Here is a 23,590-nt window from a genome sequence, read left to right on the forward strand (position 1 = left end):
CGCGATGAACGCGACGGCGACGAAGACGAAGACGGCGGCGCGCGTGGCCTGCCCCGCGCTCTTCATCAGCGCGCCCGCCTCGGGCCAGGGCAAGACCACGCTCACGGCAGGGCTCGCGCGTCTGCACCGGCGTGCCGGGCGGCGCGTGCGCGTGTTCAAGACCGGCCCCGACTTTCTCGATCCGATGATTCTCGAGCGCGCGAGCGGCGCGCCCGTGTTCTCGCTCGACCTGTGGATGGTCGGCGAAACGGGCTGCCGCGCGCTGCTCGCGCAGGCCGCGCAGGAAGCCGACCTGATCCTGATCGAAGGCGTGATGGGCCTGTTCGACGGCACGCCCAGCAGCGCCGATCTCGCCGCCACGTTCGGCGTGCCGGTGGCCGCCGCGATCTCCGCGAAGTCGATGGCGCAGACCTTCGGCGCGATTGCGTTCGGCCTCGCGCGCTTTCGCGCCGACGTGCCGTTTCACGGCGTGCTCGCCAATCACGTCGGCTCGCCGCGCCACGCACAGATGTTGCAGGAAGCGCTGCCGGCCGATATCCGCTGGCTCGGCCACGTCGCCAGCGACGCGGCCTTCGCGCTGCCCGAGCGTCATCTGGGCCTGCATCGCGCCGACGAAATCGGCGACCTCGACGCGCGCATCGAACGCGCCGCCGACGCGCTCGAAGCCACCGCGCTCGCCGCCCTGCCGCCCGCCGTCGAATTCGCGCTGCCCGACGTTGCGTCCGACGTTGAATCCGGCGAGGCGTCCGACCTTGAATCCGATGCCGACGCCAACGCCGCGTCCGCGCGCGCGCCGCGCCTGCTCGACGGCCTGCACATCGCGATCGCGCGCGACGCCGCGTTTTCGTTCATCTATCCCGCGAATCTCGCGCTGCTCGAAACGCTGGGCGCGCGCCTGAGCTTCTTCTCGCCGCTCGCCGACGAAGCCGCGCCCGCCGACGCCGACGCCCTCTATCTGCCCGGCGGCTATCCCGAACTGCACGCGGCCACGCTCGCGGCCAACGCGCGCTGCGCGCAGTCGCTGCGCGCGCACGTCGCCGCGCAGCGACCGCTCGTCGCCGAATGCGGCGGCATGCTTTATCTGCTCGAAACGCTCACGTCCGCCGACGGCGCGTGCACGCCGATGCTCGGCCTGCTGCCCGGCGCGGCGGTCATGCAAAAGCGCTTCGCCGCGCTCGGCATGCAGCGTCTCGACAGCGCGCGCCACGGCACGCTCACGGGCCACACGTTCCACTACTCGCGCGTGAGCACGCCGCTCGACGCCGAGCTGCACGCGCGCCACGCGCACACCGGCGCGGCGGGCGAGCCGGTCTATCGGCACGGCACGATCGTCGCGACTTATATGCACGCCTACTGGCCTTCCAATCCGGCCTTCGCAGCCGCACTTTTCCATGGCACAGCCCTTTGACGAAGCCGAACGCGCGGCGGTCTACCGCGCGATCTACGAACGGCGCGACATGCGCCACTTCGCGCCCGGTCCCGTCGATCCGGCGACGCTGACGCGTCTGCTCGACGCCGCGCATCACGCGCCGAGCGTCGGCTTCATGCAGCCGTGGCGCATCGTGCGCATCACCGACGCGGCCGTGCGCGCGCAGTTGCAGGACGCCGTCGAGCGCGAGCGCCTCGCGACCGCCGACGCGCTCGGCAAGCGTCGCGAAGAGTTCATGAAGCTCAAGGTCGAGGGGATGCGCGAGTGCGGCGAACTGCTCGTCGTCGCGCTGATGGATCGGCGCGAAGCGCATATTTTCGGCCGCCGCACGCTGCCGGAAATGGACCTCGCGTCGGTGGCCTGCGCGATCCAGAACATGTGGCTCGCGGCGCGCGCCGAAGGGCTCGGCATGGGCTGGGTGTCGATCTTCGACGTCGACGAAGTGCACGCGCTGCTCGGCATGCCGCCCGGCGCGAAACCGGTGGCGATTCTTTGCGTCGGCCACGTCGCGGAGTTCTATCCACGGCCGATGCTCGAAATGGAGCGCTGGGCGCAGCGCAAGGCGCTCGGCGAGTGCGTCTACGAAAACCGCTGGCCGGATGCGGCTCAGGCGGGCGACGCGCCCGGCGACTCGCAAAACAAGGGCTAAAGTCCGAAGCAGACCGCCTCGACGTTGTTGTTGTCGGGGGTGATGAGAAAGGCGCCGTCATAATCGGGCGCGGAGTCGCGCCGCAATCCGGGCCGCAATCCGGGCCGGCCGTCGCCGATACCGCACGCTGTCCGTTGCCGCAGCACGCGAAAGCAGATTCGCGTGCGCGGCGGTCTTACGTCACTGCGCTTGTGGCTTTACCGAGATCACGTCGGGCATCGCCTGATTCGCGTGTTGCGCGTCGTTTTGCGCCCCCTCATGCGGTTTCATCGTCACGCGCCATTGCGCCGCGCCCGCATACGGCAGTTGCGCCAGCGCGCTCGCGACGAGATACGGCAGCGCCTGTTGCGCATCGGCGTTACGGTCGCGTTTGACCGCGCTCACCTTGTAGGCTTCGTGACCGTCGGGCAGCGCGAAGAAGCGCAGCGTCAGCGAGTGCACATAAGGATGGCCGAACCACGGCAGCGACGGCGCTTGCGCCGGCACGCAGCCGCCCACGCAATGACCGTCCGCGACGGTAACATCGGCGGGCCGCGACGCCCATGCCGCCGACACCAGATAGTGCGCCGTATCGGACGCACCCGCCTGAACCGGCGGCGCTTCTTTGAAACCGCGCTGCGCCAGCGCCGCGCGCAGCAGCGGCTCGGCGGACAGCGGCGCATCGGCGCCGGATTGCGCGGTCCTGGCCGCCTGCTCGTCTTCAGCGGGCGTGTGCGCGAAACGGTAGCTCGCGCCCGGCGCACCGGTCTCGGCGAGGCCGCCTTGCGCGCGCACGTCGGCGCTCGGGTTCGCGCAACCTGCCAGCGCGCCCGCCATCGTCAGGGCGCAGATCGTCATCGGGATCTTCACGGGACATACTCCATCGGAATCCTGGCCGGCCAACGCCGGCGGCATCTCATCGCATCTCATCGTCCGGACGCGGCGCACGGCGCTGCGTTCCGGCAAAACGCGCGCACATTGCGCGCTCCATCCGGGCTGACTTCCGTGTGACTTCGCGTAACTTCGCTGCTTATTCCGGCGCATCGAGCGCAGGCAGCGACATCGTCAACGTGGTGCCCTTGTCGGGCTCGCTTTCGACGTGGACCTCGCCGCCGTGGCGCGTCACGACCGTCTTCACGAACGCCATGCCCAGCCCCGCGCCGCTCACCTCGGGCCGCTTGCCCGCATGAAAACGCCGGAACGGCTCGAACAGCTTCGCCTGATCTTCGAGCGGAATGCCGTAGCCGTGATCGCGGATCGAGCAGATCACGCGCGGCGGCCGGCTCTGCGCGATCGCGATACTACAGACAATGCGCGTGTCCTGCGGGCTGTACTTCACCGCGTTGTTCAGAATGTTCACGAGCGCGCGCGTCATCAGCGAGCGGTCGGCGTTGATCCAGCCCATTTCGTCGCCCTCGAACGCCGTCTCGATCTGGATGCGCTTCGCCCTCGCCTGCGGCCACACTTCGTCGCTGGCGTCGATCATCAGTTCGGCGAGGCTCGTCGGCTCCAGCGCATAGACCTGCGATTCCGCGCGCGCGAGCTGCACGAAGTCGTCGGCCAGCGTGAGCGAGCGGCGCGCGTAGCGCTCGATGCGGTCCATGACCTCGCGCACCGGCGCGGCCGCCAGCGTGCCGCGCTCGCGCTCGGTTTCGACCAGCGCGACGATCGACGCCTGCGGCGAGCGCATGTCGTGCGAAAGCAGACGCAGCGCATCTTCGCGCTGACGCTCGGCGTCGTGCAGCGCCGTCACGTCGACGAGACCGGCGATCCAGCCTACCGCCTGGCCCTGCGCATTGGTGCAGCTCGCGTAGCGCAGCAGATAGTCGCTGCCGTCGCGCGCGCGCACTTCCACGCCGCGCTCCATCAACTGCGCGAATTCGCCGCGCGCCGGATCGAGCGGCGCGGGCCAGTGCGCATGCGCGAACGCGAGCGTCTCCGGATTCGGATCGATCGGCTTGACGAGCGCGAGGTCGCCGAACACGTCCTGCACCCAGCGCCCCTCGAACGCGCCCACGTTCAGGCGCGCGAAATAGGCACGCGCCGCGTGATTGGCGATCAGCACGATGCCGCGCAGGTCGGCGACCAGCAAGGGCTCCGGCACCGAATCGAGACTGTCCCAGACGAAGCGGCGCATGTCCTGCAAGCGCTGCGCGGCCTGCGCCATCAGGGCCATTTGCTGCGCCAGCGCGTCGCCCGCGTACTCGCGTCCGGGCGCGGGCGCCTCGGGCAGCAGGTAGGGTTCGTCGGCGAGCTGCTGCAACTCCTTGCGCAGATACGACATCGTCATTTCGAGACGCCGCCAGCTCCAGAGCGGATACGCCACGGCCAGCGCGACGATGGCCGGCACGGGCGTGAGCCAGATGCGCGCGCCGTAGAGCAGCGCCGCGCTCGCGGCCAGCGAAAGCAGCGCGAGCAACGGCAGCAGCAGCAGCGTGCGCAGCGGCGCGAACACCAGAAAGCCGGCCAGCAGCAGCGCGAGCGGCAGCAGCGAAGCCAGCACGACGGTCGGCGGTCCGGCCGGTTCGATGGCGGTGCCGTTGAGCAGCGTATCGAGCACGAGCGCGTGGATATCGACGCCCGGCAGCGGCCCGAGCGTGCCCGAGAGCGGCGTGGCGAAGCGGTCGTAGAGCCCCGACGCCGTCACGCCCACGAGCGCCACGCGCCCGCGCAGCAGGCCGGGCGGCACGCGTCCTTCGAGCAGATCGGCGAACGACACCTTGCGGTAGTGCTCGACGCTCGCGCTGAACGGCACGAGGAAACGCGCCTCGCTGTGCGGGCCGCCCGCGTGCAGCAGGCTGGCGTCGCGGCGCGCGGCGTCGGCGGGATAAGCGGCGTGCGCGAGCGTGACCTGGCCGCTGCGCACCGCGCGCCACAGCGGCACCATGAGTTGCGGCCAGCGCTGCCGGGCGTCGCCCTCGAACAGTGCGACGCTGCGCACGATGCCGTCCGTATCGACTTCGAGATTGATGTGGCCGATCCCGGCCGCCGCCTGCGCAAGCTGCGCGACGGGCTGGTCGACCGTGCGGCGGCCGCCGTCGGTCTCGTCGGCGGGCGACAGCAGCACGGGGAGATACGCGGGCCGCTTGCGCAGCGCCTCGCCGAAGCGCACGTCGTCGATCGACGGCTCGGTGAACAGCACGTCGTAGACCACGGCCGCCGCGCCCGCCTGCGCGAGCCGGTCGACCACCTGCGCGTGCACGCTGCGCGGCCAGGGCCAGCGGCCGAGCGCGGCCACGCTCGCATTGTCGATTTCGACGATCACGATGTCGGGCGAAACCGGCCGCTCACGCAGCGTCAGCAGGCGGTCGTAGACGAGATGATCGGCGCCCAGCGTCCACTGCCCCAGCACGCTCAGCAGCACGACGAGAATGCCCGCGCACGCCACGCCCGCCCATTCGAACAGAAAGCGCCGCCCGACCGGACGGCCGAGCGGCGTGGGCGGGCTCACGCTCATGCGCGTCTGCGTCACCAGTCGAGCCGGAACGACTGGACCGGACTGGCTTTCTGGTAGTAGCGGCCGCCCTCGAACTGCTCGGCGATCACGGTCCAGTAATAGGTGCCCTTGGGCAGATCGCGCACCACGGCCTCACCGTCCTGGAGATCGGTGCGGTCGACGAGCGGCGCGCGCAGATCTTCCGTTTTCGCCAGCACGAAGCGAAAACGCGTGCTCTGCGCGCCGCGGTCGACGAACCAGCGGAACGCGTAGTCGCGCGAGCCGTCCACGCGGCCGGCCGTGGCGTCGAGCGAGAGGCGGCGGCGCTCGAACGCGTAGGTGGACGGCATGCCTTCGAGGCCGTTCGCGTCGATCGCGGACAGGCGCACGAAATACGTGCCGTCGTCGAGCGCGCCCGCGTCGACGCGCGGCGAGTCGCTGCGCTGATCGCGGATCATGTCGTACAGACCCGCATCGCGGCCGATCTGCACGCGATAGCCGTGTGCGCCGTCGAATGGCGCGATGTCGAAAGCGACGTGGGCCTCGTCCTGCACCTTGGCGGGATTGCGCAGATCCGGCGCGCCGAGCAGCGCGACGGGCGCGCCGGCCGCACCGCCCGCCTGCGTCAGACTGCCGTGACCGGCCGCGACCAGTTGCGTGGACGCGGCGAGCGGCGTGCCCGGCGCAGGCGCGACGGCGGCGGCGTGACCGCGCGCCGAGGCGTCGACGCCCACCGCGCCGTCGAGCACTTCCACCGCCGTCGAGCCCTTATCGCCGTTGTAGTTCACGCGAAAGCGCGTGCCGCGCACGCCCGCGACCACCGAAGGCGAGCGGATCTGGAAGCGATCGTCCTTCTTCGTGGCGTGCGTGACTTCGGTATCGACTTCGCCGCCGCGCAGATTGACGACGCGATCGGTCGCGCCCGTCAGCGCGGTCTGGCGCAGCGTGGCGAGGTCGAGCGAGGTGTTGGGCGGCAGGATCAGATGCGAGCCGTCGCCGAGTTCGAGCGTGGCGAAACCTTCGTTGCCCGTCTGCACGCGGTCGCCTTCGACGAGCTTCGTGCCGACCGCGAGCGGCAGCAGCGGCGCCTGGCCGAAAGCGTGGCTCGCCGGGCCGCTGGTCGCGATTACGCGCGCGCTCAAGCCGTCCTGGCGCAGCAGCGCGACCGGCACGCGCAGTTGCACGCCCGCCTGGAGACGGCGCGGCGCGCTCACGCCGTTCAAGCGCGCGAGCTGGGGCCAGTCGGCGGGATCGCGCAGATAACGCGCGGCGATGTCATAGAGCGAGTCGCCGGCACGCGTGACGTAGATGGCCATCGCGACGGGCCGCGGCTGCGCGAGCGGCGCGCCCGGCTGACGCGCCTGCGCGCCGCGCATGACCGGCAGCAGGCTCAGCGCGAGCGCACAGGCGAACAACGGCCGCGCCAGCGCCAGGCTTGCGCCCGCAACGGGGCGACTCGCGCGGGCGCCCCTCACGCGGCGTCCCCCTCGATGCGCTCGAGGCGGTAGCCGTAGCCGTAGATCGGCGTGAGGCGATAGCCGTTTTCGGGACGCAGACCGAGCTTCGAGCGCAGCATCGACACGTGGGTGTCCATGGTGCGCGACGGGATGTCGTCCGATTGCTTCCAGATCACGTCGAGAATGTGCGCGCGCGACAGCGGGCGGCTCAGGTGCTGGAACAGCAGCAGCGCGAGGTCGAATTCCTTCTGCGTGAGCGCGACCGCCTTGCCGGTCACCGTCACCTGACGCGACTTCAAATCGAACTCGTATTCGCCGAAGACTTCCTTCTGCGCGGGCGGTTGCAGTTGATACGCGCGACGCAGCAGCGAGCCGACGCGCGCGAGCAGCACCGGCGCGGACACCGGCTTGACGACGTAGTCGTCGGCGCCGCTGTTGAGCATCAGCGCGATGTCCACCTCGCGGCTGCGGCTCGTCATGAACAGGACCGGCAGACGCGTGGACAGGCTTTGCCGCACCCAATGAAGAACTTCGTCGCCGGCCATGTCCGGCACGTTCCAGTCGAGCACGAGCAGGTCGAAAGTCTGCCGGCGCAGTTGCCGGACCAGTTCGCCGCCCTTGGCGAACGCGTGGCAGACGTGACCTGCCGCCATCAAGGTTTGACAGACGAAGTCGGTCTGTGCCGGATCGTCATCCAGTACTGCAATTCTCATAGTGCCCCGCACCCAGTATCGTTTTTCATGTTCTCGGGATGGATCCACCCTGCGGTCCCGCCAGCGTTGCCGACGGCGCTGGCGAAATCCCTCCCCAACCCCGTTGCGCGCGACCCGCGCCGCGCGCGCAAACCGCCACTTTCGCAGCGTCTCGAAATAAACGGGAGCGGCAAGCGCGCCTCCGGACCGGGGATGCGGAATCCGCTCATGGTAGACGAAAACGCTCGCATCCGACGCGCGGCCTGTGATCGTCCCGATTACCGACTATCTCGGCGCCGGACGCTGGCCCAAAGGCACGAACACGTCGTCGGCCGAGGGCGCGCCCGGTTTTGCGTCCGTTTTTGCGTCTGGCTGTGCATCCGTATGTGCATCCGTATGTGCATCCGTTTGTGCGCGCCGGGCGTGATCGCCGGGCTGGCCGTGGTGTCCCTCATGCTCCGCGGCGGCCGGCGGATCGCCCGACAGCAGCGCGGCCAGATGGATGCGTACGTGCTCCCATGCGGCATGCGCATAGTCGGGCTGCGCGGCGGCGCGCGCCTGCGCAAGCACAAATGCGCGCAGCACAGTCGCGGAACATTGCGTCAACTTGTCCGAACGGCCATAGCGCGACTGACGCAGCGCCTCGCTCAGCCAGGGCAATTCGGCCTCGCACGAATCGGCGTAAGCCTCCATGGCGGCGCGCGCATGGCGGTCGCGGGCGAGGTCCAGCTCGACGCGGTCGAGATCGCGACTGCCACCCGAAGCGTTGACGCGGGAAGCGGGCGGAAACCGGGTGCTGCCGAAGCGGAAAAACATGAAAACCTCGTGTCGCTAACGCTTGTCGCCGACCAACGCCGCCGTTCGCGCACCGCCTGGCCGCTCATCGAAGCCGCCGGCGCTACCGGACGTCGTGTGTCATGTGATGCCAGGGCGCGCCCGTCCCGGACGTACTTGAGCGTGCTCAAGCGTGCGCGCGTGCCTGTTTGAAAGATTGAAAAACGAGTGACGATGGCCGCAGTCGCGCACCGCGTAGTCTCCGGCAGCCCTCGCCCCCGGACCAGGACCACCGGCGCGGGCGCCGACGCCACCTCGACGGCGCGTCGCACGCGGGCGGACATCACCGCCCGACGTCCGCCTGCTGGCCGCAACCGATCTCACTGCATGGCGTCACGCTCACCGCCATCGCCACTCCTACTACCAGGCGCTGTTTCCAGCGTTATGTGGCGAACTCGAGTCCGCTCTGCCTTCCACGCACCGGCGCGTCGCCGTGTCCCGATCGCGCCAGCCCCCGTAGCCGAATTCCGTGTATGTCGTGCGTGACGGGCATGGCGTCCATGCCGTCGTATCGTGCGCGTCGATCCACTCGGGCTCGATGCCGGCCGTCATGCGGATCATGCCCGCGATGACTTGTTGGGCCGCGACGGCCTATTGTCGTCGCAAGCGGAAAAACCTACTGTCAGGGATTGTTAAATCTGTCGGAATCGACGCAGGAAGGCGTAGGGAAAAGACGCAATGAAGCGCGATGGACGGGCGTGGTCGTCGATTGTGGGCGTGAAGGAGGCGAACGTGCTGGACGGGCGCTATTTGGCAGTTCGAACGAGCTTTCCGCGATGATGAAAGCGCACGAAATAGCCGCTTGAAAGTGCGATGGAAAGTCGGATTGAAAGGCCGATTGGAAAGCCGATTGGAAGTCAGAACGGAAAGACAGAAAGCCCGCCGTATAAGACGGCGGGCGCGTGGGCGCATGCGCAGGTCGCCGCGAACTGCGGACACAGGAGCGAATGCGCCGACTTGCTGCGCAGAACTTATCGCGCGGCGGCCTGTGCGCCTGACGACTTGCGCGCGATCGAAAGCTCGACGCGGCGATTGGGCGCAAGACAGGCAATCAAGGCTTCGCGGTCGCGCTCATTGCACTGCACGACCGGGTTCGCCTTGCCGCGGCCCACCGCGCTCATCGCAATATTCGCCTCGCTGCGCTCGCGCAGATACCCGGCGACGGTTTCCGCGCGCTGCCGCGAAAGCCGCATGTTGTAACTGTCGCTGCCCAGCCGGTCGGTATAGCCCTCCGTGCGGACCGCCGTGACATCGCCCGCTGCGGCAAGATCGCGCGCCAATGCATCGAGACTCGCCCGGCCCTGCGGCAACAGACCGTTGAGATCGCCACGATCGAAACGGAACAGCGTGTCGGTCGGCAACGTGATGCTGCTCGGCAGCGGCGGCGGCTCCTTTCGCGGCGGCTGGCAGGCGTTCAGCACGGCGGGAAGATCGGCGATCTTGTGCTGCACTTCGGCAACGCGCTGCGCGCTCGCGTCGAACGAATGTGTCCACGCCTCATGACCGGCGTGCGTCAGTTCAACCTCGGCGCAGGCCACGCGCTCCTGCGCGGGCTGACACGACGCGAACGCCGGCGACGACTTCGCCGCCATCAGCCGCTGCCACAGATCGGGTCGCACGATGGCCGCGGTTCGCAGCTTCGGATTCTCGACGGACGCCTGCCCGCGCCCCTCGAGCGCGCCGATCAACTGGTCGGCCTGATGCGCCGCTTCTTCGACGAATCCCCAATGGTTGTACTGCGCGTGCTCCTCGCGCGCGGCGTAAATCCAGCACTGCGCCTTCGCGCCGAAATAGCCGGCCTGCTTCGCGCCGAGCGCCTGGAGGCGGTGCTGTTCGTCGTCGAGTTGCGCGCGGCCCACGCTGGCCGGATAGGCGCCGACCCAGGCGTCGGTGGCCGCGCCGGCCTGCTCGCTCTGCGACGCTCTGAGCCCCTCTTCGAGCACGGTGGGGTCCTGAATCTGCAAGGAATCGCGCGTCGCCTGCGACGCGCATCCGGCGAGCACGGCGGAAGCCGCGATCGCCATGGCGATGATTTTCATGTTGGTTGTTGCCCATGGAAAGGCCCGCACGGTCCGCCCGTGCGGTTGGAAAGCGCGGGGCGTGCCGCGTGAGGTGCGCGGCCGGCATTGCGCCGGCCGCGCCGCCAGGGTCGCTGCCCGCTGCGTCAACCGCCGAACACGATGCCAAGACCCGCGCGGACGATGGTGCTGTTGCCACCCGCCGACGAGACGCCGAGGTTGTAGTTGACGCTGCCCTTCTCGTTCCAGCGCGAGACGCCGATGCCGAGCGCCGCCTGGCCGCGATACGCCGCGACGCCCGCGTTCATGGTCGTGCGTCCGGGCAAATACGGCGTGACGACGTTGAGCGCCGACGCCGCCGCAATGCCGCGCCGCGCGTCGCGATCGACGTCGTCGATACGGCTGTTGACGCCGCTGAACGCGCTGTTGAGCTGGCCCAGATTCACGGCGTCGGTGGGCGCCGTGCCGTTCGCGACGTTGGTGATCTGCCGCTCGTTGCCGATGCTGCCCACCGACACCGAGTTGGCGCGGTCAGCCACCGAATTTGCGCCGAGCGCCACGGCATTCGTGCCGGTGGCGTGCGCCTGGTCGCCGATCGCCGTCGACGCGGTGCCGCTCGCGACAGCGCCGCCGCCGGCCGCCAGCGTGTTCGAACCGCTGGCCGTTGCCGCGCCGTTCGGCGAGTTGGCGGCCACGTAGATCGAGGCACTCGCGGCCACGTTCTGCACCGCCTGCTCGATGCTCGCGACCTGCATGTTGGTCGCGAAGAGCTGCGAGCCCGTGACCGCGTCGGTACTGCTCGCGCTCAGCACGGCGTCGGCGAGATTGCTGAGCTTCACGGCCTCGCCGGTGCCGCCCAACGTGACCGAGTCATGCGCCGACGAGTCGTACTGCACCGCGTTCGCGACGGAGCCCGCCATGTTGGTGACCGACTTCTGCAGATTCGTGATGTCGGTGGTGTTCTGCGTGACGCGGCCGTCGAGATTGGTCAGCGCCGAGCCGACGTTGTTGAGCGTCGTGCCGCCGATGGTGTAGGACGGCGCGGCAAGCGTGCCGTCTGCGCTCACGCTCGCGCCGCCGCCCAAGGCGGCTGCCGCATGCGCGACGCTGGCGTAGAGTTGCGCGCCGTTGACCGCGTCCGCGCTCGCGGCATTCACCGCGCCCGCCGCCACGCCCGTGAGCGTGCGGTTGCCCGCCGTGCCCGCGAAATTGACAACCGTGCCGTTCGTGCCCGCGCCGACCTTGATCGCACGGCTGGTGGCATCCTGCGTCACCAGGTCGAGGCCCGAATCCGAAATCTTCTGCTGCAGCGAATTCAGGCCGGTGTCGAGCGTATCGAGCGCGCTGCCGACGGTCGTCTGCGTGCCGCCCTGCATGTGATAGCTCGGCGCAAGGATGCTGCCGTCCGACGCGAGGCCCGCGCCGCCGCCGAGCGTGCCGGCGAGTGCGCGCAACTGGCCCGCGTTCACTGCGTCCCCGGACGCGGAGCCCGCGGCGAGATTCGTGATCTTCGTGCCGTTGGCGCCGCCGAGCGTGACCGTGCCGCGCGAGGTGTCGTCGTAAGCGACGAAGCTGTTCGTGGCGTTGCCGTTGCCGTCCACGTCGAGACCCGCCGCCTTCAACTGGCCGAGGTTGACCGCGTCGCGGTCCGCCGTGCCTTTGGCCACGTTCGAGAGCACCGTGCCCGTCTCGCCGCCGTCGAACGTGACGCGCTGATGCGCGGGCGTGTCGTACTTCACGCCATCCACGGGACCCGCCGCGGCCGAACTCTCGACCGCCTTCAGCGCAGTGCCGACGTCGGAGTAGGTCGTGCCGCCCAGCACATAGCGCGGTCCGCTCACGGAGCCGTCTGCGTTGACGCCCGCTCCACCGCCGAGCGCCGTTGCCGTGCTGCTGCTGACGCCATAGAGTTGCGCCCCGTTCACGGCGTCGCTGCTGCCCGCCGCCACGTTGCCCGCGACGAGATTCGTGATGCGCGTGCCGCTCGCGCCGCCGAGCGTGACCGTGCCGCGCGAGGTGTCGTCGTAAGCGACGAAGCTGTTCGTGGCGTTGCCGTTGCCGTCCACGTCGAGACCCGCCGCCTTCAACTGGCCGAGGTTGACCGCGTCGCGGTCCGCCGTGCCTTTGGCCACGTTCGAGAGCACCGTGCCGGCGTCGCCGCCGTCGAACGTGACGCGCGCGTGCGCTGGCGTGTCGTACTTCACGCCATCTACAGGGCCTGACGCAGCCGTGTTCTCCACCGCCTTGAGCGCGGTGCCGACGTCGGAGTAGGTCGAGCCGCCCAGCACATAGCCGGGGCCGCTCAGGGAGCCGTCTGCGTTGACGCCCGCGCCGCCGCCCAGCGCCTTTGCCGTGCCGCTGGCGACGCCGTAGAGTTGCGCGCCGTTCACGGCGTCGCTGCTGCCCGCCGCCACGTTGCCGGCGACGAGATTCGTGATGCGCGTGCCGCTCGCGCCACCGAGCGTGACCGTGGCGCGCGACGTGTCGTCGTAGGCGACGAAGCTGTTCGTGGCGTTGCCGTTGCCGTCCACGTCGAGGCCCGCCGCCTTCAACTGGCCGAGGTTGATCGCGTCGCGGTCCGCCTTGCCATTGGCGACGTTCGACAACACCGTGCCCGCGTCGGCGCTATCGAACGTAATGCGCGTATGCGCGGACGTGTCGTATTTCACGCCGTCCACCGAACCCGTGATCGCCGTGCTTTCCACCGCCTTCAACGCCGTGCCGACGTCGCCATAGGTCTGGTTGCCCAGTACATAGCTCGGCGCCATGACCGAGCCGTCGCCGCCCACGCCCGCGCCGCCGCCGAGCGCGCTCGTCACGCCCTTGAGCTGCGCGACGTTCACGGCGTCCGTGTCGCCCTGGCCCGCCGCCATGTTCACGATGCGGCGCGTGTTCGCGAGGCTCGGCAGCGTGGTCGCAACATTGTCCGCGTCGTAGACGACGTGCGTTTGCGTACCGTCACTGCCAACCGATACGGTATTGGCCTGATTCGCCACGGAGCCCGCGCCCAGCGCCACCGAATCGTTGCCCATCGCACGCGACTGAATGCCCAGCGCGAGGCTGGCGTTGCCGTCGGATTGCGTGTTCGAGCCCATGGCGATACTGCCTGCGCCATTCGCCCGCGCCATATCGGTTGGCCCCGTCGACCCCGACGCATTGGCAATACCCCTGACCTGCGCGTACCAGGCGGCGGTCCTGAATGCGGTGGTCAGGCCGGTCGTGTCGACGCCGGAATTGGCGGCCGTTGCCATCAGCGAAGCGCCTTGCGGAGCGGCCGCGGCCATTTCGACCGGGCTCGCAGGAGCCGACGACGACGCAGCGGCCAATGCGGCAGCCCCTGTGCCCTGAACGCCCAGCGAGGCGAGCAGCAGGGCGTTCTGCACGTCGCTCGTGCCAGCGGGCGCGAGCGCGCCGAAGTTCGAACTGATGTTCGCGCTCTCGCTCCCCCTCGCGGCCTGCTCGTTCGCCGCCATGCCGAGCAGCGCCGTGGCGCCTTCCGGCTGCGCGTCCGCAGCGTTCGCCGCGAGCGCGATGCCACCCAGCCCGAGCAACGCAACGGCCTGCGCCGCGTTCACCACGCCTGCCTTCACGCCGCCGCTGCCATGACTGCGTGCGTTTTCCTGCACGGCCACCCACGCGCCAGCCGACTCGTTCCAGACAGATCGATAAGCCTTGTTCATACGCTTCCTTGGTCGTTTCAATGGGGCTGACGTGGAACCGCCTCAATCGGGCAACTCCACGCTTCTTTACTTCGGAATCCAAAACGTATAGCTGTGACCTGGCCGCACACGACGAACCGACGTGTGCCAGACACACTCATTCTTGCTTCAACCGACGCGGGAAATCACCTGGCCGAATGGCTAATGTTGCCGACACCCTGAGCACGAACACGCGAACGGCCAATCAGGCTCGACGAGGGAAACGTCGCCGGACAGGCCATTCAACGGTTGCCAGATCAATCCAGATCAATCGCATGCCTAACTGATTTGACTTGAATCCGGACACCGGCGACTTCGTGCACCGCCAGCGTATGAGATAAAAATCACCCGTCTAAGGTATTCGGCCCCAATCGGGCGGGCCACACGAAAACTCTTAAAAAGCATCTCGAACGAGATAAAACGCGCCCCGCCTTGCGCCGATAAAGCAAAACGGGCGCTCACATCGAGCGCCCGTTGCAGGGTGAAAAGCGTTGGCGGATCAGTTCTGCTTGCGTTCGTCGCCGTGTCCGCCGCCCTGGCCGGACGGATGACCGCCTTGCGGCGCTTCGGGCCGGCCGGCGGGCGGACCGGACGGACGGCCCCCGCCCTGCGGCGGACCGCCGGGACCCGGCGCGCGATTGAACGCAGGCTCGGGCGGACGCCCCGCATTGGGCTGCTGCATTTGCGGACGCGGCGGCTCGGCCGGACGCGCTTGCGCGGGACGCGGCGCTTGCGGAGGCATCTGCGGCGCCTGCTGAGGCGCCCGCGGCGCTTCGGTGCGCTCGCCCCCGTTCATGGGCGGACGGCCGGCATTCTCCGGCGGGCGCGCATTCCCTGGCGGCGGGCCGCCTTGCGGACGGCCACCGCCCTCGGGCATGCCACCCGGCGGCCTGGCTCCCGGCGGCGGACCGCCGTTGCCGGGCGGACGCCCCCCGCCAGCCTGCGGCGGCGGCAACGGCCGCGCGGGGCCGCCATGCCAGTTCGGCGCGGGCGGACGCGGACCATAGCCCGGCGGCCGCGCATGCGTCCAGCGATCGCGCTCGCCGTACCACGGACGGTCGCGATAGAAGCTGCCCCAGTACGCGCCAATCGAAAAACTCACGATCGGCAGCCCGATGGCCGCGCCATAACCGGCGAGCGGCACGTAGCTGCCCTGGTACGGATATGTCAGATAGCCGCCGTAGACCCAGCCACGCATGCCCTCGGCGCCGATATCGCACCAGGAGTAATCGCTTACGCAGCCGAACACCACGACCGGCTCGCTCGGCCCGACTTCGCTCACGACGGGATAGTCGCCGGACGGTCCCGCGTAGAGATCGACCGGCTCGCTGGTGTAGGCCTGGGACTGCGCCTGGGCGGCGGGCGCCGCGATCGCGAGGCCGGCGGCCACGCACAGCGCCATCTTCATTGGAATGGTGGACATGCTCCCCCTTTTTGTTTCGACTCATGCCGAGCGGAGAGCATATTCCGTTCCTGAAATTCGTGCCTTACTCGTTTTCTTCGAAGTAATGCCCGAATTTCACCTGCTTCGTGCGGATATAGCGCTCGTTTTCCTCGCGCATCGGAATCGCCAGCGCGACGCGTTCGATCGTCGGAATACCGTGCTTCGAGAGCGTGTCGAACTTGTTCGGATTGTTGCTCATCAGGCGCACCGACTTGACCTTCAGCAGGCGCAGGATCGCCGCCGCCGAATCGTATTCGCGCGCGTCGTCGGGCAGGCCGAGATCGAGGTTCGCTTCCACCGTATCGCGGCCCTGCTGTTGCAGCCGATACGCGCGGATCTTGTTCGACAGGCCGATGCCGCGCCCTTCGTGGCCACGCAGATACAGCAGCACGCCGCGGCCTTCCGCCGCGATGTAGCGCAGCGCGAGATCGAGCTGTTCGCCGCAGTCGCAGCGGTAGGAACCGAACACGTCGCCGGTCAGACATTCGGAATGCAGGCGGGCGAGCACCGGCTCGCCGCTGCCCACGTCGCCCATCACGAGCGCAACGTGCTCGGCGCCACCATCCTTTACCCGATAGACGTAGGACTCGAAGGTGCCGTAACGGGTCGGCAGGGTCGCGCTCGCGTCAAGCACGACGCATTCGTTGGCGTTATCGCCGTCCGCGCAGGACGGCTCTTGAAGCGTAGGCATGATGTGGAACAGAGGTCTGGCAAAAACCGGCGCGAAGCCGGACTGGAGTTAGGAACCGGAGTGTACCGCCAATTGCGGCGCGCCGCCCCGCATGGCCGCGCCCGCGCCGGTCGGCTGAAGGGCTCGCCTGCGGGCGGCATCCGTGCGTGCGCCGGGCCGTCCGCGCGAACGGAGGCGCGCAAGGCGCCGCAAAACGCTCTGCGCCCTGCCTCAATCCGTCGCGCATCGCCGCCGGGCCGCACGGCGGGCGGGCGCACACTTCGCGCATACCCCGACGGCTCCGCCGCGCCCATCCGCCTATACTGGAATGGCTTTCATGGCTTTCGACGAAGGCACGCACGGCGCAGCTCTCTCGCCTGCGCCGCACCAGGCAATGACCGAAGACAAGAAGGACGAACTGGAGTCGCCCTATGACGAGCGTTGCACAGGTACTCAAATCCAAGCCGGAACAGGTGGTCTACACGATTGCCGCTGACGATTCCGTCTACGACGCCATCCGCCTGATGGCCGACAAGCAGATTGGCGCGCTGGTCGTCACCGACGGCCCCGATATCGTCGGCATCGTCACGGAGCGCGACTACGCGCGCAAGATCGTGCTGATGGACCGCTCGTCAAAGACGACGGCCGTGCGCGACATCATGAGCCCGCACGTGCGATTCGTGGAACTCGATCAGACCACCTACGACTGCATGGCGCTGATGACACAGCGACGCATGCGCCACCTGCCGGTGTTGGCGGACGGCGAGCTCGTGGGCATGGTGTCGATCGGCGACCTCGTGAAGGAGATCATCGCCGAGCAGCAGTTCACCATCGAGCAGCTCGAGCACTACATCACCGGCGGTCCCGGCACCTGACGCCTTACAGCGCTTCACCCCGCCCTTGCGCGCAAACGCACGCAAACGCGCATGCGAACGCGCACGCAAACGCAGGCGAACGCACACCGACGCACGCAGCAAAAAAAGCCCAATCCTTCGCGGGTTGGGCATAAGCCACCTTGCGGCGGCGGAGGTTCCACGCATGAAAAAACGCGCGATCTCTCGCGGGTCGGCGCGGCGGCTTGTTGCGCCGCGCCGGCTCGCTGGATTGGGGTGCTGGACACTTATCCAGTCATACGGCTCGACGCACCACCGCGCGCCGGATCAATCCCGGCGCCGCGGCGTGGCGATCTGAACGGCTTGCGTCGATGAATCGACGTGACTGAGCGGAGGTTTACCGCTCAGTTGCAACTCAATTCCCGAAGTAAATCGACTGCGACGGCGCCAGATGGGCCGGTTGACCCGACTGCGTCGAACCCGCGGGGGCGCCGCCATAGCTGGTATCGGCAACCGGCTGCTGAGTCCGGGCCACATCCTGCTGCTGCGCGACGCGCGCTTCGGCGGCCTGAATGTCACGCGGATAAGTGGCGTCGTTCGACGTCGCCGGGTTATAGCCTGCCTGCTCGATCTGGATGAGTTCCTGACGGACTTCCGCGCGCGTCTTCGGCGCGTTGGTCTGGTCTTGAGCGAACGAGAGTGCCGGAGCGGCGAGAAGCGCGGCGATAGCCGCGGCTTGAATGAGCGTACGGGTATTCATGGTTACTAACCTCCATCACTTGTTTTCAGGTCGGCGTCTAACGGCACATCTCGCGTTCGCCGACCAGTGACTTCAGTTTATTGAGACAGCAGATCAGGGGAAATACCTATTTCCCCAAAATACAGTTTCGTTCCTGACAACAATACAGGCCGCGCAACAATCCTCGAAAACGGGGTGGAATCCTATCTTTCCGGTCCGACTTTCGGATTCCATACGGAACCGCGTCACGCCGGTACGAGCAGCTTGCGCGGCCCGCTCACATACGGGCTGCCGATGGCATAAAAGCGCAGCGGAAGGTGCATCTCGCGCGACAGCCCGATGCGCGTCGTCGCACCGATGGCGAGCGATGCAGCCGCGTGCGCCGCGTCGCGGTCGCGGCCGATCCACAGCCCCTTGCCGCCGCACAGATCGACGCCGTCGAACGCCGCGCCGACGCCGAACGCCTGCGTGAGCCGTCCCGGCCCGCGCGCGAGTTCGCGCAGCGGCGCATCGGCGCGCCGCGCGGCCATCGACGCCAGCCCTTCGAGGGGCTCCACGGCGCGAAACAGCACGCCCGCGCCCACGCCGGCCGCCTCGCTCGACATGTTGAGCATCCACGAGACGCCGTACGTGAGCCGCACGTACGCGTGCCCGCGCCCGAGAAACAGCGACGCGTTCCAGCTGCGCGGACCGATGAACGCGTGCCCCGTCGAATCGCCGACCGGATACGCCTCCACTTCCACGAGCCGTCCGCTCACGCGGCCTTCGGGCAGATCGTGGACCAGATACTTGCCGACCATGAAACGCGCGAGCGCCACGGTATCCACCGGCAGTTCGTCGCGCGCGAGCGCCACGATGGAACGCGCGGGCGGCGCGGCGTCGCTGACACCGCCCGCGCGCCGCGTCACCGCGCCGCCTCGCTCGACTGCGTCGCGCCGCGCAATTTCGCGACATCCGCCGCGCCCACCGCGCCGCGCTTGTTGTTCCAGCCCGCGCGGATAAAGCTCAGCACGTCGGCGATCTGCTGGTCGCTGAGCTGGTCGCGATACGCGGGCATCGGATACGGCGCCGGGATGCCCTGGATCACGAGGTCGCCGGTGCCGTTGAGCGTGACATTGATGAGCGACGACGCGTCCTTTTCCAGCACGTTCGGATTGCCCGCCAGCGGCGCGAACATCGGCGCGAAACCGCGTCCGTCGGCGCCGTGGCAGTGCATGCAGAACGCCGTGTAGACGCGCGCGCCCGCATCGTTCGCGGGGCGTCCGAGCGACACCTTCGTCGCCTGCGGATCGTACGCATAGGCGGGCGCGCCGTCGCCGCCCGCGGGCGGCAGCGATTTCAGATACGCGGAGATCGCCTGCACATCCGCGTCGTTCATTGCCTGCGTGCTGTTGTTGATGACGCTCGTCATCGCGCCGAACGCCGACGCGTGCTGGTTCGCACCCGTCTTGAGGAACTGCGCGAGATCGGCCTCGCTCCAGCGCCCGAGCCCGGTGTTGTGCTCGCCCGTCAGATTCGACGCGTACCAGTTGTCGAGCAGCGCGCCGGTAAGGAACGCGTTGCCGCTCTCGTCGAGCGCCTGCTCGTTGAAGCCGACGCCGCGCGGCGTGTGGCACGAGCCGCAATGGCCGAGCCCTTGCACGAGATACGCGCCGCGATTCCATGCGGCGTCCTTGCCCGGCTTGTCCTGGTACGGGCCCTTCTTGAGGAAGAACACGTTCCAGATCTTGAGCGGCCAGCGCATGTTCATCGGCCACTTGATGTCGCTGTCGCGGTTGTCCTGCTTCACGGGCTGCACGCCGTGCATGAAGTACGCGTAGAGCGCGGCCACGTCGTCGTCGCGCACCTTCGCATAGGACGGATACGGCATCGCCGGATAGAGATTGTGGCCGTCCTTCGCCACGCCCTCGCGCAGCGCGCGCGCGAAATCTTCCTGCGTATAACCGCCGATGCCCGTATCCGGATCGGGCGTGATGTTGGTCGTGTAGATGTGGCCGAGCGGCGTGCTCATCGGCAGGCCGCCCGCGAACGGCTTGCCGTGCGGCGCGGTGTGGCAGGCCGCGCAGTCGCCGGCCGCGGCGAGGTAAGCGCCGCGCTGGATCAGCGCGCTGTCCGCGGACGTTGCGTTGTCCTGCGCATGCGCGAACTGCGGCGCGAGCGTGCAGGCGAGCGCGGCAAAGGCCATGCGCGCGACGGAGCGCACGGTCGAACGGACAGCGGAGCGCACGACGGGCGTCATCGAGGCGGTGTGGATCGTTTTCATCGTCGTCGCCTCCTCAAGCCGTTTTCGTGTTCATGAGCTGACGGCCCACCGGCAGCTTGCGCAGCCGCGTGCCGGTCGCCGCATAGATCGCGTTCGTGACCGCGGGCGCGAGCGCCGCCGTGCCCGGTTCGCCGATCCCGCCCGGCGCTTCCGTGCTCGGCACGATATGCACCTCGATCACGGGCGATTCGTCGATGCGCAGAATCCGGTAGTCGGTGAAATTGGTCTGCGTGACGCGGCCGCGCTCGATCGTGATCTCGCCATACAGCGCCGCCGTGATGCCGAACACGATGCCGCCCTGCACCTGCGCCTCGATCGTGGTCGGGTTCACGACCATGCCGCAATCGACGGCCGCGACCACGCGATTCACGCGCACCTCGCCGTCGGTCACGGTCACGTCGGCGACCATCGCGAAGAAGCTGCCGAACGCGTGCATCACCGAGACGCCGCGCCCTTGCCCCTTCGGCATCGGCGGTCCCCAGTTGGCCGCGCGCGTGGCGACGTCGAGCACGCCCAGCGCGCGCGGCGACTTGCCGAGCAGATTGCGCCGATAGGTCACGGGATCGGTTTTCGCGGCCGCCGCGCATTCGTCGACGAAGCTCTCGACCACGAAGGTGCCGCGCGTCGGGCCAACGCCGCGCCAGAACGCGGTCGGCACCGTATGCGGCTCCTGGCGCACGTATTCGATCAGCTGATTCGGCAGGTCGTACGGCAGATCGACGGCCACTTCCACCGCGTCGGGATCGACGCCGTTCTTGAACGCGGGCGGCGCGAAACGCGCCATGATCGACGAGCCGACGATGCGGTGCTGCCACGCCGCCGGCTTGCCGTTCGCGTCGAGCCCCGCCGAGATGCGGTCGTAGTAATACGGCCGGTACATGTCGTGCTGGATGTCCTCCTCGCGCGTCCAGAATACCTTGACCGGCGTGCTCACCTGCTTGCCGACCTTGAGCGCCTGGGTGATCGCATCGACTTCCAGACGCCGCCCGAAACCGCCGCCGAGCAGATAGTTGTGCAGCACGATCTGCTCGGGCTTGAGACCGGTGACGGCCACGCCCGCATCGACCGCGCGCGTGGGCACCTGGGTGCCGACCCAGATCTCGCAGGCATCGGCGCGCACGTGCACGGTGCAGTTGATCGGCTCCATCGTGGCGTGCGCGAGAAACGGCTGCTCGTACACGGCGTCGACGCGCGTTTTCGCGCCGTTGAACGCCTGCTGCACGTCGCCGTCCTTGCGCGCGACCGCGCCCGGCTGCTGCTGCGCCGCGTTCGCCAGATCGCCGACGATCTGCCGCATCGACAGATTCGCCGCCGCGCCTTCGCTCCACTCGATCACGAGCGCCGCCGCGCCGCGCTTGGCGGCCCACGTGTGCGCGCCGATCACGGCCACGCCGTTGTCGATCTTGACGATCTGCGTGACGCCCGGAATCTTGCGCGCGTGCGTGTCGTCCACGCGCACGAGCGTGCCGCCGAACACCGGACAATTGACGATGGCCGCGTAGACCATGCCGGGCAGCCGCACGTCGAGGCCGAACAGCGCCGAGCCGTCCACCTTCTCGGGTGAGTCGAGGCGTCGGGTCGGCTTGCCGATCAGCCTGAAATCCTTCGGGCTCTTGAGCGCCACGTTCTGCGGCGCCGGCAGCTTCGCGGCGGCGTCCACGAGTTCGCCGTAGGCGGCACGGCGGCCGCTCGCGTCGTGCAGCACCTGGCCGCTCTTCGCGTGGCAACTGGCCGGATCGACCTGCCATTGCTGCGCCGCCGCCGCGATCAGCGCGGCGCGCGCGGTCGCGCCCGCCTGGCGCATCGGCTCCCACGCATAGCGGATCGAGGTCGAGCCGCCGGTGAGCTGACCGCCGAGCAGCGGATCGGTGAACAGTTTCGCGTCGGGCGGCGCGTGATCGAGCGTCACGCTGTCGAGCGGCACTTCGAGTTCTTCGGCGATCAGCATCGGGATCGACGTGTACACGCCCTGCCCCATCTCCACCTTCGGGATGATCAGCGTGACCTTGCCCGCGCGGTCGATCTGGATGAAGGCGTTCGGCTCGAACACGCCCGACTGCGGCGTCTCGTTGCCGTCGCCGCCGACCACCGAGCGGCGCGCGGCGCTATCGCCCTGCGCGCCCGCCGAGAAGCTGAAACCGAGCAGCAGACCGCCGCCCGCCGCCGCGCCGAGCTTGAGAAACGCGCGGCGCGAAACCTGCGATTGAGCGGCGCGCGCGTGCGCCGCGCCGTTTTGCGCGTCGAGAAGACCTTGTGACATCTCAGGCCTCCTTCGCGGCTTGTTTGATCGCCGCGCGGATGCGGCTATAGGTGCCGCAGCGGCAGATGTTGCCGGTCATGGCGGCGTCGATGTCGGCATCGCTCGGGTTGGGATTCGCCGCCAGCAGCGCCGCCGCCGACATCACCTGCCCGGACTGGCAGTAGCCGCACTGCACCACGTCGATCACGCGCCACGCCTTCTGCACTTTCTGGCCCGCGGGCGTCGCGCCCACGGCTTCGATCGTCGTGATCTTGCGGCCTTCGAGCGCCGCGACGGGCAGCACGCACGAGCGCACCGCGACGCCGTCGAGATGCACGGTGCACGCGCCGCATTGCGCGATGCCGCAACCGAACTTCGTGCCGGTCAGGCCGACGATGTCGCGCAGCACCCAGAGCAGCGGCATGTCGGGTGGCGCGTCGATCGTGTGGGTTTCGCCGTTAATGGTTAACGTCGTCATGGGGGCGGCTCTCCGGTGTGGGGATTTGTCGGTTATCGTCGATCAATCGAAGGCCTGGCGCGCGCGTTGTTCCGGTGCGCCGCGCAAATCGCGCGGACGTGGCACCGAATGCACGCCCTGCGGCCTGGCGAGGATTCGCGGAGTGTAGCGCCGACTTTAAAGACCTGCCGACAAGCGTGTCGTCGAGACGTCGGAGCACCGGCGGCCGGCAAGCGTCGGCGCATGCGCGCCGCATCATCACGACACGCAGGCGGCCCTTGCGCTACCATCGATTAATTCAAGATTGCGACGGCGCCTGCGCGCCGTGTCGCCCACTTTCGAAGGAGCCGCCACGATGGACGAAGCCCGCGCGATTCAATTTCTCAACGAGATCCGCAAGCCCCTGCTCACGCTGCACAAGGCCATCCTCGACCACGAGCGCGCCGAGTACGAACGCGAGTTCGGCGCGACCACGCCCGCGGCCTTCTTGCAGGCGCTGATCAACGGGACGGGCTATCGCTGGCTGACGCCGTTCTCCACGGTGATCGCCAACGTGGACGAAACGCTCGACGCCAAGGACGCCAAGCCCGAGGACCGCGTGGGCGCGGTGGAAGGCGTGTCCGGGCTGTTCTCGGGCGAGGAATCGAAGGAGTTCTACGAGCGCTATCAGGCGCTGCTGCAAAAGAGCCCCGAGGTGCTGCATCTGCACGGCGCGGTCGCGCAACTGCTCAACGGCATCAAGAACTGAGGCCG

18 protein-coding genes are annotated in these 23,590 nt (G+C 68.6%); 4 read left to right on the forward strand and 14 right to left on the reverse strand.

The features are described 5' to 3' along the window. Window positions 1-4 precede the first annotated feature (4 nt). Together G5S35_RS18595 and bluB are read left to right on the forward strand one after the other, a co-directional pair. A complete protein-coding gene (locus G5S35_RS18595) occupies window positions 5-1,408 on the forward strand; it encodes a cobyrinic acid a,c-diamide synthase CobB (protein WP_110328402.1) in 1,404 nt (467 codons plus the stop codon). After that, entirely contained in the window at window positions 1,392-2,078 is a 687-nt protein-coding gene (gene bluB, locus G5S35_RS18600) for a 5,6-dimethylbenzimidazole synthase (RefSeq protein WP_065059492.1), read from the forward strand. Before G5S35_RS18595 ends, bluB begins: the two co-directional genes overlap by 17 nt. 180 nt (window positions 2,079-2,258) lie before the next feature. Here bluB and G5S35_RS18605 read toward each other — a convergent pair whose 3' ends face one another. From G5S35_RS18605 to ribA, 9 genes are all read right to left on the reverse strand, one after another. Further along, window positions 2,259-2,927: a DUF4136 domain-containing protein gene (locus tag G5S35_RS18605; RefSeq protein WP_074986663.1), complete on the reverse strand. Its 669-nt coding sequence runs from the start codon at window positions 2,925-2,927 to the stop codon at window positions 2,259-2,261. 160 nt (window positions 2,928-3,087) lie between these two features. Continuing rightward, window positions 3,088-5,514, reverse strand: coding sequence for a CHASE2 domain-containing protein (locus G5S35_RS18610; RefSeq protein WP_065059617.1), 2,427 nt, complete (start codon window positions 5,512-5,514; stop codon window positions 3,088-3,090). Between the two features lie 11 nt (window positions 5,515-5,525). Continuing rightward, window positions 5,526-6,968 (reverse strand): FecR family protein, encoded by a 1,443-nt coding sequence (locus G5S35_RS18615; protein WP_237181446.1) that lies wholly within the window; start codon window positions 6,966-6,968, stop codon window positions 5,526-5,528. Continuing rightward, window positions 6,965-7,663, reverse strand: a complete 699-nt coding sequence (locus G5S35_RS18620) for a response regulator transcription factor (RefSeq protein ID WP_065059616.1) — start codon at window positions 7,661-7,663, stop codon at window positions 6,965-6,967. Before G5S35_RS18620 ends, G5S35_RS18615 begins: the two co-directional genes overlap by 4 nt. Before the next feature lie 264 nt (window positions 7,664-7,927). After that, window positions 7,928-8,458: a hypothetical protein gene (locus tag G5S35_RS18625; protein WP_183039390.1), complete on the reverse strand. Its 531-nt coding sequence runs from the start codon at window positions 8,456-8,458 to the stop codon at window positions 7,928-7,930. A 989-nt stretch (window positions 8,459-9,447) separates the two neighbouring features. After that, window positions 9,448-10,515, reverse strand: a complete 1,068-nt coding sequence (locus G5S35_RS18630) for an OmpA family protein (RefSeq protein ID WP_074986665.1) — start codon at window positions 10,513-10,515, stop codon at window positions 9,448-9,450. Between the two features lie 125 nt (window positions 10,516-10,640). Further along, a complete protein-coding gene (locus G5S35_RS18635; protein ID WP_183039391.1) occupies window positions 10,641-14,174 on the reverse strand; it encodes an ESPR-type extended signal peptide-containing protein in 3,534 nt (1,177 codons plus the stop codon). A gap of 517 nt (window positions 14,175-14,691) precedes the next feature. Continuing rightward, window positions 14,692-15,615, reverse strand: a complete 924-nt coding sequence (locus G5S35_RS40025; protein ID WP_272904511.1) for an SH3 domain-containing protein — start codon at window positions 15,613-15,615, stop codon at window positions 14,692-14,694. 64 nt (window positions 15,616-15,679) lie between these two features. After that, window positions 15,680-16,327 carry a GTP cyclohydrolase II gene (gene ribA, locus G5S35_RS18645; protein ID WP_183039392.1) on the reverse strand — a complete coding sequence of 216 codons (648 nt, stop codon included), beginning with the start codon at window positions 16,325-16,327 and terminating at the stop codon, window positions 15,680-15,682. Window positions 16,328-16,737: 410 nt separating this feature from the next. Between ribA and G5S35_RS18650 the strand changes: the two genes are divergently transcribed. Further along, the gene (locus G5S35_RS18650) at window positions 16,738-17,181 is read left to right on the forward strand and encodes a CBS domain-containing protein (protein ID WP_065059485.1); all 444 of its coding nucleotides are present in this window, start codon (window positions 16,738-16,740) and stop codon (window positions 17,179-17,181) included. 373 nt (window positions 17,182-17,554) lie between these two features. Here the strand turns inward: G5S35_RS18650 and G5S35_RS18655 are convergent, their stop codons facing one another. The 5 genes from G5S35_RS18655 to G5S35_RS18675 all read right to left on the reverse strand — a co-directional run bounded on the left by G5S35_RS18655 (window position 17,555) and on the right by G5S35_RS18675 (window position 22,858). Continuing rightward, window positions 17,555-17,899: a DUF4148 domain-containing protein gene (locus tag G5S35_RS18655; protein WP_183039393.1), complete on the reverse strand. Its 345-nt coding sequence runs from the start codon at window positions 17,897-17,899 to the stop codon at window positions 17,555-17,557. Between the two features lie 224 nt (window positions 17,900-18,123). Beyond that, window positions 18,124-18,786, reverse strand: a complete 663-nt coding sequence (locus tag G5S35_RS18660) for a DNA-3-methyladenine glycosylase (protein ID WP_237181447.1) — start codon at window positions 18,784-18,786, stop codon at window positions 18,124-18,126. After that, complete coding sequence (locus tag G5S35_RS18665; protein WP_156773723.1) at window positions 18,783-20,063, reverse strand: c-type cytochrome; 1,281 nt, start codon at window positions 20,061-20,063, stop codon at window positions 18,783-18,785. The genes G5S35_RS18660 and G5S35_RS18665 overlap by 4 nt, the downstream gene beginning before the upstream one ends. A gap of 91 nt (window positions 20,064-20,154) precedes the next feature. After that, window positions 20,155-22,401 (reverse strand): xanthine dehydrogenase family protein molybdopterin-binding subunit, encoded by a 2,247-nt coding sequence (locus G5S35_RS18670; RefSeq protein WP_183039394.1) that lies wholly within the window; start codon window positions 22,399-22,401, stop codon window positions 20,155-20,157. 1 nt (window position 22,402) lies between these two features. Then, on the reverse strand, window positions 22,403-22,858 hold the full coding sequence (locus G5S35_RS18675; RefSeq protein WP_065059480.1) for a (2Fe-2S)-binding protein: 456 nt from the start codon (window positions 22,856-22,858) through the stop codon (window positions 22,403-22,405). 334 nt (window positions 22,859-23,192) lie between these two features. Here G5S35_RS18675 and G5S35_RS18680 point away from each other — a divergent pair, with 334 nt between their 5' ends. Next, complete coding sequence (locus tag G5S35_RS18680; protein WP_065059479.1) at window positions 23,193-23,585, forward strand: hypothetical protein; 393 nt, start codon at window positions 23,193-23,195, stop codon at window positions 23,583-23,585. Window positions 23,586-23,590 lie beyond the last annotated feature (5 nt).

The sequence above is a fragment of the Paraburkholderia tropica genome, from assembly GCF_014171495.1.
GTDB classification, from domain to species: domain Bacteria; phylum Pseudomonadota; class Gammaproteobacteria; order Burkholderiales; family Burkholderiaceae; genus Paraburkholderia; species Paraburkholderia tropica.